This is a genomic window from gamma proteobacterium symbiont of Scutellera amethystina (assembly GCF_059730845.1).
In genome coordinates, this window is the sequence record NZ_AP035935.1 from 1,533,830 (window position 1) to 1,546,191 (window position 12,362).

11 protein-coding genes and 1 tRNA gene are annotated in these 12,362 nt (G+C 60.0%); 4 read left to right on the forward strand and 8 right to left on the reverse strand.

Translation table 11 applies throughout. From position 1 onward, the window contains the following. Positions 1–71: 71 nt before the first annotated feature. Entirely contained in the window at positions 72–1,082 is a 1,011-nt protein-coding gene (locus AC6I79_RS07000; RefSeq protein WP_498027734.1) for a Zn-dependent oxidoreductase, read from the reverse strand. Positions 1,083–1,378: 296 nt separating this feature from the next. Next, a complete protein-coding gene (locus AC6I79_RS07005) occupies positions 1,379–1,924 on the reverse strand; it encodes a chorismate mutase (protein WP_058780335.1) in 546 nt (181 codons plus the stop codon). Between the two features lie 230 nt (positions 1,925–2,154). Here AC6I79_RS07005 and AC6I79_RS07010 point away from each other — a divergent pair, with 230 nt between their 5' ends. From AC6I79_RS07010 to AC6I79_RS07020, 3 genes are read left to right on the forward strand one after another with little or no spacing between them, the layout of a single operon-like run. Beyond that, entirely contained in the window at positions 2,155–2,790 is a 636-nt protein-coding gene (locus AC6I79_RS07010) for a hypothetical protein (RefSeq protein WP_152390654.1), read from the forward strand. A 41-nt stretch (positions 2,791–2,831) separates the two neighbouring features. Beyond that, positions 2,832–3,662, forward strand: a complete 831-nt coding sequence (locus tag AC6I79_RS07015; protein WP_498027641.1) for a cytochrome b/b6 domain-containing protein — start codon at positions 2,832–2,834, stop codon at positions 3,660–3,662. Next, the gene (locus AC6I79_RS07020; RefSeq protein ID WP_021509306.1) at positions 3,659–4,432 is read left to right on the forward strand and encodes a molybdopterin-binding protein; all 774 of its coding nucleotides are present in this window, start codon (positions 3,659–3,661) and stop codon (positions 4,430–4,432) included. The genes AC6I79_RS07015 and AC6I79_RS07020 overlap by 4 nt, the downstream gene beginning before the upstream one ends. A 54-nt stretch (positions 4,433–4,486) precedes the next feature. Here AC6I79_RS07020 and AC6I79_RS07025 read toward each other — a convergent pair. Beyond that, positions 4,487–4,562, reverse strand: a tRNA-Asn gene (locus AC6I79_RS07025). 308 nt (positions 4,563–4,870) lie between these two features. On the opposite strand from AC6I79_RS07025, the gene AC6I79_RS07030 reads away from it, so the two are divergent. Next, positions 4,871–5,992 carry a Gfo/Idh/MocA family protein gene (locus AC6I79_RS07030; protein WP_498027642.1) on the forward strand — a complete coding sequence of 374 codons (1,122 nt, stop codon included), beginning with the start codon at positions 4,871–4,873 and terminating at the stop codon, positions 5,990–5,992. Positions 5,993–6,124: 132 nt separating this feature from the next. Here AC6I79_RS07030 and yegS read toward each other — a convergent pair whose 3' ends face one another. The 5 genes from yegS to mdtD all read right to left on the reverse strand — a co-directional run bounded on the left by yegS (position 6,125) and on the right by mdtD (position 12,269). Then, positions 6,125–7,024: a lipid kinase YegS gene (gene yegS, locus AC6I79_RS07035; RefSeq protein ID WP_058757280.1), complete on the reverse strand. Its 900-nt coding sequence runs from the start codon at positions 7,022–7,024 to the stop codon at positions 6,125–6,127. Between the two features lie 229 nt (positions 7,025–7,253). Beyond that, complete coding sequence (gene trhP, locus AC6I79_RS07040) at positions 7,254–8,624, reverse strand: prephenate-dependent tRNA uridine(34) hydroxylase TrhP (RefSeq protein ID WP_058769956.1); 1,371 nt, start codon at positions 8,622–8,624, stop codon at positions 7,254–7,256. Positions 8,625–8,763: 139 nt separating this feature from the next. Beyond that, the gene (baeR, locus tag AC6I79_RS07045; RefSeq protein ID WP_031280058.1) at positions 8,764–9,471 is read right to left on the reverse strand and encodes an envelope stress response regulator BaeR; all 708 of its coding nucleotides are present in this window, start codon (positions 9,469–9,471) and stop codon (positions 8,764–8,766) included. Positions 9,472–9,480: 9 nt separating this feature from the next. Continuing rightward, positions 9,481–10,866 carry an envelope stress sensor histidine kinase BaeS gene (baeS, locus tag AC6I79_RS07050; protein WP_058757282.1) on the reverse strand — a complete coding sequence of 462 codons (1,386 nt, stop codon included), beginning with the start codon at positions 10,864–10,866 and terminating at the stop codon, positions 9,481–9,483. Further along, entirely contained in the window at positions 10,863–12,269 is a 1,407-nt protein-coding gene (mdtD, locus tag AC6I79_RS07055; protein WP_498027643.1) for a multidrug transporter subunit MdtD, read from the reverse strand. Before mdtD ends, baeS begins: the two co-directional genes overlap by 4 nt. Positions 12,270–12,362: the final 93 nt, after the last annotated feature.

The window sequence follows — 12,362 nt, forward strand, 5'->3', positions numbered from 1 at the left end:
TTATGCAGGGGATTATTGTTGTGGCCGGCGGGTACGCACCGGCGTCAGGGACATCTGGTGTGGCGCATCACTCAATCCATTTGCAGGATCACTTTGCAGCAGGTGCGCGGGTCTTGTTCAAATAGCGTCATGGCGCGCTCGATCTGCGCCAGCGGGAAATAGTGGGTGACCAGTTTCTCCGGCTTGATCAGCCCCTGTTCCAGCCACGCAATCACCTGCGGGAAGCGGTTGCTGTTCAGGCGCGAGGTAAACAGCGACAGCTCTTTGCTGGTCAACGCCTGCTGCGTCAGGCTGCACGGCTCAGCAGAAAACCCGAGCAGGCCGATACGCGCCGCCGGCGAGGCCAGCGCCGCCGCTTCAGCGAGGATCGCCGGATGGCAGGCGGCGTCGATAATCAGCGTCGGCTGAACGCCTTCCAGCTGCGCCGCCAGCGGGATCTCGCTGTTGTTGAACAGGCGATCGGCACCGTTTTGCTGCGCCAGCGCCAGCCGCTCCGGCAGGCGGTCGACCACCAGCACCTGCTGTACGCCGTACACGCCTTTCAGCACCTGAATGGCGGTCAGCCCCATCGGACCGGCACCGTAAATCAGCGCCACATCCTGTGGCTGCGGTTTGAGGAACGCCGTGATATTCGCGGCAATGGTGAAGGGCTCAACCAGGCTGGCGAGTTGGTCGGGAATGCTCGCCGGCAGGCGATGGGCATTTTTGGCTGGCGCCACCGCATACTCGCTGAAGCCGCCGTCGCGGTGGACGCCAATCACCTGCAGTGACTGACAGACATTGGGACGGCCAACGGAGCAGGGATAGCAGTGGCCGCAGCTCACCACCGGATCGACCGCCACGCACTCGCCCAGCCGGCTGGCATCGACGTCCTGTCCGACCGCGTCAATCACGCCGAAAAACTCATGGCCGATCACGCGCGGATAGCGGGCAAATGGATTGTGACCGTGCCAGATGTGCACGTCAGAGCCACAGATGCTGGCAAATTTCACTTTTACCCGTACTTCATCAGCGGCGGGCTGCGGCAGCGCGCGCTCGGCCAGCAGCAGTTTGCCCGGTTGTTCAATCACCACACTTTTCATCATTCACTCCTGGCTGGTGGCCTGAAGGCGCGGCACACCAGTAATAACGCGACAGTAATGACGAAAAAATACGCGCAATAATACTACCATACAAGTTGCTGTTGCAGAGTTGTGAACGCAATCACAGAGCGGATAGGGTAGTTGCAAAGAGAAGTTTCAGAATGGCGTTGCGGTGCGCATCACTGCGCACCCTTGAAAGTCGTCACCCGGTTACAGGGTCGCCATTCAGGGCGACCGGAATAAACGCAGCTAAATGACAGGCCTGCTGCGATCGACGGCACGCTCGCCGCGCAACATCACGGCCGCCGTAACGTCACCGCGCTGAGCGTGCGCCACAATAACTCTTTATCCTGCGATGACACGTTGCGCTGCTGAATGTCGCGCATAAATTCGGCCTTTTGCGGTGCCTGCAGCGTCGCGCCCTGTTTCAACTGCGCGGCAAGCTGCGTCAGAATCGCGTCGCTGTAATGACCAATGCTTTTGCGCACCTCATCCAGCGGACGCGGCTGCCAGTGCGGCTCCGGCGTTGCCAGCCAGTCGGCGCGATAGCGATACTGCACCGCTTTCGCCACATCCATCTGTGCCTGAATAAACGGCTGCACCGTGGCATCGTCCAGACCCAGCTGACGCGCTTCCGCCAGGGCTTTGTCCAGCACCTTACGCTCCTGACCCAAATCTTCAATCGGCTGATGATGCTGCGCTTTATAACCCGCCACATCCTTCATGTAAGACAAACGCGTGTTAATAAGCTGGCCCGGCGAAGGACTGCTAAGTTCTGCCGCGGCGGCGGAACAGCTGCAAATCAGCAGCGCTAACGTGGCCGATCGTAACTGCATTTCCATACTGATGCTCCCAATGTTCAACCCAGGCGCTGGATCTGCGCGAGGCTCAGGCTAAGACAAAATAATGACATGACAAAGTACAGGGTGAAAAATTATCTTGTTTTTTAATCTACCAACTAGTAGGTTTGTTTTCCAGCGCCTTTTGCCGCAATGTTATTGCGCTTTGGGTTGAATGATTTCTGGCACAGGGCTGCCGCTGAGGCAGCGCTTATCATCAAAAGGAACACTCCATGACGGTCTTATCACATTACAAACGCCTTTCACTGCTGATTGCCGGTTCACTGCTGGCCGGCGCCACGCTGTCGCCGGCGATGGCGGCAGAGATGGCGGGGCAAAAAGTGCAGGTACGTGGCGTTGTTGAATCGGTAAACGGGCAGCAGCTCACTATCAACTCACGCGAAGGATCGGAGGTCAGCGTGGCCATGAAGCCAGGCGCGATGGTGTCTGCGGTGGCGAAGGCCAGCATCAGCGACATCAAAAAGGGCGATTACGTGGGCATTGCCTCGCTGCCGAAAGCAGGCGGCGGAGATGGCGCGCTCGAAGTGCTGATTTTCCCGGCGCAGCTGAAAGGTGCAGGCGAGGGCAACTTCAGCTGGGATCTGAAGCCGGGCAGCTCAATGACCAACGCCACAGTCGCCAATAGCGTCACCTCGGTGGACAACAGCGAAGTCACGGTGAGCTACCACGGCCATCAGAAAAAAATTGCCATTCCGGCTGGTACGCCGGTGGTGACGCTGGCGGCGGCCACCCCGGATGACCTGAAACCCGGCACCACGGTGTTTGTTCCGGCCGAGAAGGGCGCCGACGGCAAGCTCACCGCAGGCAATGTCATTGTCGGCAAAAACGGCGTAGTGCCGCCGATGTAATCCGGCTCCAGCCAGGCCTCGCCTGGCTGGTAAGGGGCTCGATGATGCAACAGCCTTCACCTTCCCGCAGTAAAACGCTAATCCGTCGTCATTCGCTGCTGGTGCGCGTGACGCACTGGGTCAACGCCCTGTGTTTTGCCGTACTGCTGATGAGCGGACTGCAAATCTTTAATGCGCATCCACGTCTGTATGTCGGCCTGTATGGCGCAGACCATGAGCAGCCGGTGTTTGAAATCGGCAATCGTCAGCAGCAGGGATTTGTCCGGCTCGGCTCGCTGCAACTGAATACCACCGGCGTGCTCGGTGTCTCGAAGCTGGAGGGCACGCTGACGGCGCGCGCGTTCCCCGGCTGGATGACGCTGCCGTCGTGGCAGGATTTGGGAGCCGGTCGCCACTGGCACTTCTTTTTTGCCTGGCTGCTGCTGTTCAACGGCGTGATTTATCTGCTGCACGGTTTCTGGTACCGGCACTTTCGCCGCGATCTGTTGCCCGACCGTCAGCAGCTGGGCGCGCGTCATTTGTGGCAGGAGATTTGCGACCACGCCCGGCTGCGCTTCGCCCGCGGTGAAGCGGCGCGGCGCTATAACGCGCTGCAGAAACTCAGCTATCTGCTGGTGATCTTCATACTGTTGCCGCTGATGCTGCTCAGTGGATTAACCCTGTCGCCAGCGCTGGATGCGGCGCTGCCGTTTTTACCCGATCTGTTTGGCGGCCGTCCCACGGCGCGCACGGTGCACTTTATCACCGCCACGCTGCTGGTGCTGTTTGTGCTGGTGCATGTAGTGATGGTGCTGGTGTCAGGCGTGTTCAATAACCTGCGTTCGATGATCACCGGCCGTTACGCGATCGACAAAGAGGATACCCCATCATGAAAATCGAGCTGTCGCGTCGCCGCCTGCTGCTGGGCGCGCTGTCCGGCGCCGGCGCGGCGCTGCTGAGCGGTTGCGATCAACTGACGCAAAATGACACGGTCAGCGGCTGGCTCAATCAGACCGAGCGGCTGACGCGTGCCAGCCAGCGCCTGCTGGGCGGCCAGCGGCTGGCACCGGAGTTCAGCGAGGCCGATATTTCGCCGCTGTTCCGCGCCAACGGCACGCAAATGCCTGACTCCGACGAATATGCGCGTTTGCTGGCGAACGGGTTTGCCGACTGGCGGTTGCGCGTCACCGGGCTGGTGCAACAGCCGCTGAGTTTATCGCTCAGCGATCTGCAGCGGTTTCCCAGTCGCACGCAGATTACCCGGCACGACTGCGTGGAGGGCTGGAGCGCGATTGGCAAATGGCAGGGCGTACCGCTCGGACTGGTGCTGGATGCGGCGCGCCTGCGGCCAGGTGCCCGCTACGTGGTGTTCCTGTGTGCCGACGAACTGGAGCAGACGCTGGACGGCAGCGGGCGCTACTACGAAAGTATCGATCTGCAGGATGCGTGGCATCCGCAAACGCTGCTGGCCTACCGTATGAACGATCAGCCGCTGCCGGTCGCGCACGGCGCGCCGCTGCGTCTCAGGGTCGAGCGCCAGCTCGGTTACAAGCACGCCAAGTATCTGATGGAAATTAAAGTGGTGGATTCGTTTGCCCAGCTGTGGGGCGGACGCGGCGGCTACTGGGAAGATCGCGGTTACGAGTGGTATGGCGGTATCTGAACGTCAGAACGCAGAAAAGCAAAAAGCCCGCTTAAAAACGGGCTTTTCTAAATCTGGCTCCTCTGACTGGACTCGAACCAGTGACATACGGATTAACAGTCCGCCGTTCTACCGACTGAACTACAGAGGAATCGTTTGGAACGGGGCGCATATTATCGGGCAGGCTGTGGCTTGTCAAAGCTCTTTTTCACAATTTTTTCTGACTGCTGAATAAAGCGTCAATTGCCCGACGCGGGCCCGCGCGATGGCGCGAATTAGCGCCAGCACTGCGCCTGATTGTGAGAGATGTCACCAATGCTATGCAAAATTACATTCTGATTTGTCGCTTCTGTCAGATACCTCGCATGTATGATCACAGATATTTCATTTCGCCGTTGTCGCCACCCAAAACGAAACATATATTCCGGGAAACTCATCCCCGTGAACCGCAGGTGCAGCATGAACAAAGTCAGAATCGGTATGATTGGCAGTGGATATATTGGGCGTTGTCACGCGATTGCCTATGCGCAGGCACCCACGGTGTTCGCCCTGAAGGGTGAGATTGTGCGCGAGATGCTGGCAGAGGTGAATCCGGCGCTGGCGGCGCAGCAGGCGGCGACGTTTGGCTTTGCCCGTTCGACGGGCGACTGGCGCGAGCTGGTGCGCGATCCGCACATCGACGTGGTCGATATCTGCGCGCCCAATTTCCTGCACAAAGAGATGGCGCTGGAGGCGATTCGCCACGGCAAGCACGTCTACTCCGAAAAGCCACTGTCGCTCTCGGTGGCGGATGCCGAAGAGATGGTGCAGGCGGCAGAGCAGGCGGGAGTGAAAACCCTGGTAGGCTTCAACTACATGAAAAACCCCACCAGCCAGCTGGCACGGGAGATTATCGCGCGCGGTGAGATCGGCGAAGTGGTGCACTTTTACGGCACCCATAACGAAGATTACCTGGCGCGCGCGGAGACGCCGCTCGACTGGCACTGCCAGAAAACGCTGGCCGGTCTCGGCGCGCTTGGCGATCTGGCGGCGCATATCGTCAACATGGCGCACTATCTGGTCGGTGATATTGATGAGGTGAGCGGTGACATGATGACGGTGATCAAACAGCGACCAGATCCGAAGGCGCCGTCACGTCTGCTGCCGGTGGAAAATGAAGATCAGGCCAGCGCGCTGCTGCGCTTTAAAAATGGCGCGCACGGCGTGATTGAAACCTCGCGTATCGCCTGCGGCAGCAAGATGGGGCTGACTTATGTGGTGACCGGCACCAAAGGCACGCTGCGCTACACGCAGGAGCGCATGGCTGAGCTGGAACTGTATCTGCACGACGATCCGGCCGGTCGTCAGGGCTTTAAAACCATTCTCACCGGTCCGGCGCACCCGGATTACGCCAGCTTCTGTGTCTCGGCCGGTCACGGCATCGGTTTTAACGATCAGAAAACGGTCGAGATTCGCGATCTGATCAACGGCATTGCCGCCGGCGATCGCATGTGGCCGGATTTTGCCGAGGGGCTGCAGGTGCAGAAGGTGCTGGAAGCGGTGGCGATTTCCGCCGTGGAGCGCCGCTGGATGAAGGTGTGACGCAGAGCGTCAGCCGCAGACGCACGTGACCGGTCGCCATCAATGGCGACCCTACACGGTGCGTGCAGGGATGGCGAGCCTCTTAGGGTGCGCATTTATGCGCACCGGGATAATGCAGGAATTTTCCAAAGATTACGCCAGCAACGCACACTGCGGCGGCAGGCGGCAGCTCAGCGCGCCGGGCTGCACCTCAATCACAAACTCGCTGCCGGACAGCGGCTCGCCGTCGAGGTTAAAGGTCATCTCATGCGGTGAACGGATGGTCAGTGACGTCAGCTGTGCCGCGACAATGTTCGGGTTTTCGTCGTCGCGCGTCAGCGAGTGCAGCAGCGTTGGCAGCAGCTCCTGGGCGGTTACGATGCTGAGATTAAGTTGTCCGTCATTGATCAGCGCTTCCGGACACAACCGCTGTCCGCCACCGGCCTGACGGCCATTGCCAATGCCAATCACCAGCGCGTCACCCTGCCAGTGAAAGCCCGGTCCGCTGATTTCGCAGCTGTCCGGCTTCAGCGCATCAACGCGCATCAGGCCATGAATAAAATAGGAGACGCCGCCCAGCGCCGATTTCAGTTTCTCCGGCGTTTCCGTAGTGATGCGTGTGCCAAAACCGCCGGTCGCCATGTTGATGAAGTAACGGTCGCCGTTCACCCGCGCCAGATCGATGGCCGTGGCTTTGCCCAGCACCGCCAGCCGCAGTGCCGCTTCCATTTCTGCCGGGATACCGGCGCTGGTAGCAAAATCGTTGGCAGTGCCAAGCGGTAAAATCCCCAGCACCGGCCGCTGCGCTGGCGGCAGGGCGGCCAGCGCGGTGGCAATCTCATTGATGGTGCCATCGCCGCCGCCAGCCACTACGGTTTCCGCCTGCAACTGCAGCGCTTCCTGCACGTAGCGGTCACCGTCGCCTTTTTCCCAGGTCACGCGCACCGCCAGGTTAAAGCCTTCGTCGCGCAGGGTATTCACGGCGGCGCGCAACTCTTCATTGCCTGCGCCTTTTCCATTCAGAATCAGCAAAGTGAGGGGTTTATTTTGCATTATCGCTTCCCTGATGAGTAAGACAGAGCTGTGGTTATAGCATAGCTGCGGCGGGAACTTTATCGGCGAACGATGAAAAAAAGAAAACCCGCACGGGGGAGCCGGGCGGGTGAATGAGGTGGTTCCTGGTACTACCTGCTGTTTGTTGTTACTCGTTAGCAGCAGGCGCGATTCTAAAGCGCGGCGAAGCGGCGGTCTGTGATCCTGTTCTAACTTCGCCGTTTTCTTTTCATTTAGTGCGATTTTTACCGTGCGGATCGTAAGTGCTGTTACCGTCGGTAAAATTGCGCAGCAGCAGCGCATAAGCCAGATCGACCCCCTCCGGCACGCTGATCCAGACGCGATGACCATCTCCCGGAGCCACCTCAACCGCGGCACCCTTGTCATTCTGCATCGCCTGCAGCGTGCAGTTGAGATTGCCGTCCGGCGTCATGATCTCTACGCTATCGCCCAGCATGAACTTGTTCTTCACCGCCACCTGCGCCCACGTACCGCGCCGCTCACCAGTGAATTCACCGACAAACTGCTGACGCTCCGAAATGGAAAAACCCTGTTCGTAGTTTTGATAGCTGTCATGGGTGTGGCGACGCAAAAAACCTTCGGTATAGCCGCGGTGCGCCAGCCCTTCCAGCGTCTCCAGCAGTGCCGGATCGAAAGGTTTGCCGGCGGCTGCATCGTCGATTGCGCGGCGGTACACCTGCGCGGTGCGCGCGCAGTAGTAGAACGATTTGGTGCGGCCCTCAATTTTCAGCGAATGCACGCCCATCTGGCTCAGGCGTTCGACGTGCGCCACCGCGCGCAGATCTTTCGAGTTCATGATGTAGGTGCCGTGCTCATCTTCGAACGCGCTCATCACCTCGCCTGGCTTCATCTTCTCTTCCAGCAGGAATACCCGGTCGGTAGGCTGACCGACGCCGAGCGTCGCGGGCTGCACCGCAACCGGCTGATGGAAGCCAACAATGTTGCCGACCTCATCCTGCTGGCCTTCGGCCACGTTATATTCCCAGCGGCAGGCGTTGGTACAGGTGCCCTGATTGGGATCGCGCTTATTCAGATAGCCAGAGAGCAGGCAGCGGCCGGAGTAGGCCATGCACAGCGCGCCGTGGACAAAGATTTCGATCTCCATCTCCGGCACCTGCTGGCGAATTTCGGCGATCTCCTCCAGCGACAGCTCGCGTGACAGAATCACGCGCGTCAGCCCCATCTGCTGCCAGAACTTCACCGTGGCCCAGTTCACCGCGTTAGCCTGCACCGACAGGTGAATCGGCATCTGCGGGAAGGCGTCGCGCACCAGCATGATCAGGCCGGGATCGGACATGATCAGCGCATCCGGCTGCATTTCGATGACCGGCGTCAGATCGCGGATAAAGGTTTTCAGCTTGGCGTTGTGCGGGGCAATGTTCACCACCACGTAAAACTTCTTGCCGAGCGCGTGCGCCTCGCTGATGCCTTTGGCGAGGTTTTCATGGGTGAATTCGTTGTTGCGCACGCGCAGACTGTAGCGCGGCTGGCCGGCATACACCGCATCGGCGCCGTAGGCAAAGGCGTAACGCATATTTTTCAGCGTGCCTGCCGGCGAAAGCAGTTCGGGTTTAAGCATGGGGAGTTCTCACTGATGTCAGGTCAGCATGCCATCACGGATGGCACGTGCAGCGGCCGCGTCAGGCGGCCCTGCAAAAGGTGGGGAATTGTAGGCAGGGCGACTCCCGATGTAAATTGACCTGGATCAATCTAAGCGGTTACAGCAGGCGGCCAACATCCGCTTCCCAGCGATATCCCATGCCGTACACGGCGCGAATAAACGGCTGTTCGGCATCAAGGTTCTCCAGCTTGCGCCGCAGGTTCTTGATGTGGCTGTCAATGGTGCGATCGGTGACCACGCGATAGTCGTCATACAGATGGTTCAGCAGTTGCTCGCGCGAAAACACTTTGCCCGGCTCCAGCGCCAGGGTTTTCAGCAGGCGGAACTCGGCAGGCGTCAGCTCCAGCGGCTGTTCGCGCCAGCTGGCCTGGAAACGCCCTTCGTCGATCAGCAGATGCGAGGCCAGCTGCGCCTCTTCTGGTGAACGTTTCACCCGGCGCAGAATGGTTTTCACCCGCGCCACCACTTCACGCGGGCTGAAGGGTTTGCAGATATAGTCGTCAGCGCCAATCTCCAGCCCGAGCAGGCGATCGATCTCTTCCGTGCGTGCGGTCACCATGATAATCGGCAGCTCAGAGAAGCGGCGAATTTCCCGACACAGCGTCAGGCCGTCACGGCCCGGCAGCATCAAATCCAGCAGCATCAGGTCCGGCGGCGTTTGCTGCACGTAACTCAGTACCGCGTTGCCATCGGCGAGGTGGTGCGTGCGGTAGTTTGACGCCTGCAGATAATCAATCATCAGCTGCGCCAGTTTGGGTTCGTCTTCCACAACAAGAATCAGGGGATCGCTATTTTCCGTGCTCATAAAGGGTGTCTAGTGAGGAACATACGGCAAGTTTAGCGTGATTTTCAGCCCACCTAAATCAGAGTCGGCCGCATTAATGCTGCCGTCATGCGCCTCAACAATATTCTTGCAGATCGCCAGACCGAGCCCGGAGCCGCCGCTGGCGCGATTGCGCGAGCTTTCGGCGCGGAAGAAGCGCTCAAACAGCTGCGCCTGCTGCTGGCGCTCGACGCCCGGTGCGCTGTCGGCAAACTGCAGCTGCCACTGCTCGCCGCTGAGCTGCATACTGAGCTGCACCGTGCCGCCGGCATCGGTGTAGCGCAGGCTGTTTTCCAGCAGGTTAGTAAACAGCTGCATCAGCCGGTCCGGATCGCCAAAGCTGCTGGCCTGCGCCGGCAGCATCAGGCTGAGCGTCAACCCCCGGCTGCGATAGCGTTCGCCAAAACTGCCCGCCACCACCTCCAGCAGACTGACCAGATCCACCGGCTGTTTGCGGTAGGCGAGGGCGCCCGCGTCGGAGAGCGACAGCTGGTGCAGGTCTTCCACCAGCTGGGTCAGCAGCGCGACTTCGCTCTGCAGCGAACTGATGGCGTCGGGCGTCAGCTTGCGCACGCCATCCTGCATCGCCTCCAGCTCACCGCGCAAAATCGCCAGCGGCGTACGCAGCTCATGGGAAATATCGGCCATAAAGGCGCGCCGGTTGCTCTCATTTTTCTCCAGCGAGCGCGCCAGCTGGTTGAAGTCGCGCGCCAGCTGGCCAATTTCGTCGCTGCTGCCGACCTCCACCCGGGTGGTAAATTTGCCCGCCGCCAGCTGATGGGTGCCGTCCACCAGCCGTTTCACCGGCGCCAGCAGGCCGCGCGCCAGCAGCCAGGTGACCAGCGCGGCCAGCAGCGTGGTGAGGCCGACAATCAGCCAGCTGGTCTGACGTTGCTGATGGTCAAAGTTGATGTCGGTGCTGCGCGTCAGCCGCTCGGCGGGCGACGCAATCACCCAGCCAACAATCTTGCCGTTGCTGGTGGTGATATTACGGCGCGAGCCTTCCGGCGGCACCGGCGAGCGCGGGCCGGACAGTATTTTGTACTGCTGATCGATAATCCAGAACTGGGTGCGCCAGCCGTGCGGCGGCAGCTGAGTGCCGCTGCCGGGATTCTGTTCCAGCGAGCGCAGAATGGTGAAAATCAGCCGGTCGTTGTTACGTAAAAAATCCCAGCTACCGTGCTGTTCGTATTGATCGGCCAGCGCATCGCTCAGCAGCGTCAGGCGCTGCTCGTTGCCCTTTTTGATGTAATCGACAAAGCCATGCTCAAAGCTGAGGCGCACGCCCCAGTGCATGGTGATGATCACCAGCATGCAGGTGGAAAAAATCGCCATAAACAGTTTGGCGCTGATGCCGAGTTTTACCGGCTGCTTCATCCTTTTCTCCTGCCTCTCAGGTCCACGTTTTTACTCACATCGGCGGGTACGCGCCAGAACACCAGCGCCGGCAGCGCAATCACCAGCGCCATGCACAAATAGGTGTACATAAAGGTTTGATGGGTCGCGGCGCTGTCGCTCACCGTGCCATGGCCGAAAGCGCCGAGCAGCAAACCAGCCACGGTGACGCCGATACTCATCGACAGCTGCATGATCATCGACAGCAGGCTGTTGCCGCTCGAGGCCAGCTCGTCCGGCAGTTCTTTCAGCGTCAGGGTATTCATGGACGAAAAGCGGATGGCATTGACCATGCCCTGCAACAGCAGCACCACGGGCAGCAGCCAGATCCAGCCGAGCAGCGCCACCACGGGAAACAGCAGCACCACCAGCGCCAGCGCCAGGGTGCCGCCCACCAGCGCGTTACGATAGCCAAACAGATTTACGATGCGCACCACCACGCGTTTGATGCCCATGTTGCCCAGCACCATCGGGATCATCATCAGACCCGCGTGGAACGGGCTAAAGCCGAGGCCCACCTGCAGAAAAATCGGCGTCATGAACGGCAGCATGCCGCTGCCGATGCGGCCGGTGAAGCTGCCGAGCAGGCCGATGGCGTAAATGCGGTTATCAAACAGCTTCAGGCTAAACAGCGCGTTATCGTTGTTGCGGCCGTGCATCAGGTAGAACAGCAGGGAAAATACCCCCAGCAGAATCAGCAGGCACAGCAGCAGCGGCGAGCCGCCGGCGCTGCGCTGGCCGTCGAGCGCCAGCGTCAGCGTAGCCATGCCGACCGCCAGCAGCACAAAACCCAGGAAGTCAAAGCGTCGCGTCTGCATGGTGTAGTTCGGCATCAGCAGCAGCGTGGCAATGGCACCGATGATGCCGACCGGAATGTTGATCAGGAAGATCCAGTGCCAGCTGGCATACTCTACCAGAATGCCGCCCAGCGCCGGGCCGAGCAGCGGGCCAATCTGGCCGGGCAGGGTGACAAAGGTCATGGCCGACATGTACTGCTCACGCGGCACGATTTTCATCACCGTCAGCCGGCCGACCGGCACCATCATCGCGCCGCCGATGCCCTGGACCACGCGCGCCATCACCAGCTGCTCGAGTGACGTGGCGAAGGCACACAGCAGCGAACCGAGGCTAAACAGCACGATGGCGCAGAAGAAGATGTTGCGCACGCCAAAGCGGTCCGCCAGCCAGCCGCTGAGCGGCAGCGTGACCGCCACGGTGAGCACGTAGGAGACAATCACCGAGTGCATATGCAGCGGGCTGACGTTGAGATCGTGGGCCATCGCCGGAATCGCGGTGTTCACAATGGTGGTATCCAGCGTCTGCATAAAAAAGCCGAAGGCCACAATCCACAGTTGCCAGCGGACGGTGGCGGTTTGTGCGTTCATGGTCATCCCGTGTTAACAGTTTCATCAGCCGCAGGTCGCGTAGCGGCGCGATTTATCGCGCGTTGAATTGCGCCGCTACGCTTAGTGCAGGTG

What these genes read in the sequence shown, in the direction of transcription:
- AC6I79_RS07000 (WP_498027734.1), bottom strand. Translation starts at nt 1,082, where the DNA reads ATGAAAAGTGTGGTGATTGAACAACCGGGCAAACTGCTGCTGGCCGAG.
- AC6I79_RS07005 (WP_058780335.1), bottom strand. Translation starts at nt 1,924, where the DNA reads ATGGAAATGCAGTTACGATCGGCCACGTTAGCGCTGCTGATTTGCAGC.
- AC6I79_RS07010 (WP_152390654.1), top strand. Translation starts at nt 2,155, where the DNA reads ATGACGGTCTTATCACATTACAAACGCCTTTCACTGCTGATTGCCGGT.
- AC6I79_RS07015 (WP_498027641.1), top strand. Translation starts at nt 2,832, where the DNA reads ATGATGCAACAGCCTTCACCTTCCCGCAGTAAAACGCTAATCCGTCGT.
- AC6I79_RS07020 (WP_021509306.1), top strand. Translation starts at nt 3,659, where the DNA reads ATGAAAATCGAGCTGTCGCGTCGCCGCCTGCTGCTGGGCGCGCTGTCC.
- AC6I79_RS07030 (WP_498027642.1), top strand. Translation starts at nt 4,871, where the DNA reads ATGAACAAAGTCAGAATCGGTATGATTGGCAGTGGATATATTGGGCGT.
- yegS (WP_058757280.1), bottom strand. Translation starts at nt 7,024, where the DNA reads ATGCAAAATAAACCCCTCACTTTGCTGATTCTGAATGGAAAAGGCGCA.
- trhP (WP_058769956.1), bottom strand. Translation starts at nt 8,624, where the DNA reads ATGCTTAAACCCGAACTGCTTTCGCCGGCAGGCACGCTGAAAAATATG.
- baeR (WP_031280058.1), bottom strand. Translation starts at nt 9,471, where the DNA reads ATGAGCACGGAAAATAGCGATCCCCTGATTCTTGTTGTGGAAGACGAA.
- baeS (WP_058757282.1), bottom strand. Translation starts at nt 10,866, where the DNA reads ATGAAGCAGCCGGTAAAACTCGGCATCAGCGCCAAACTGTTTATGGCG.
- mdtD (WP_498027643.1), bottom strand. Translation starts at nt 12,269, where the DNA reads ATGAACGCACAAACCGCCACCGTCCGCTGGCAACTGTGGATTGTGGCC.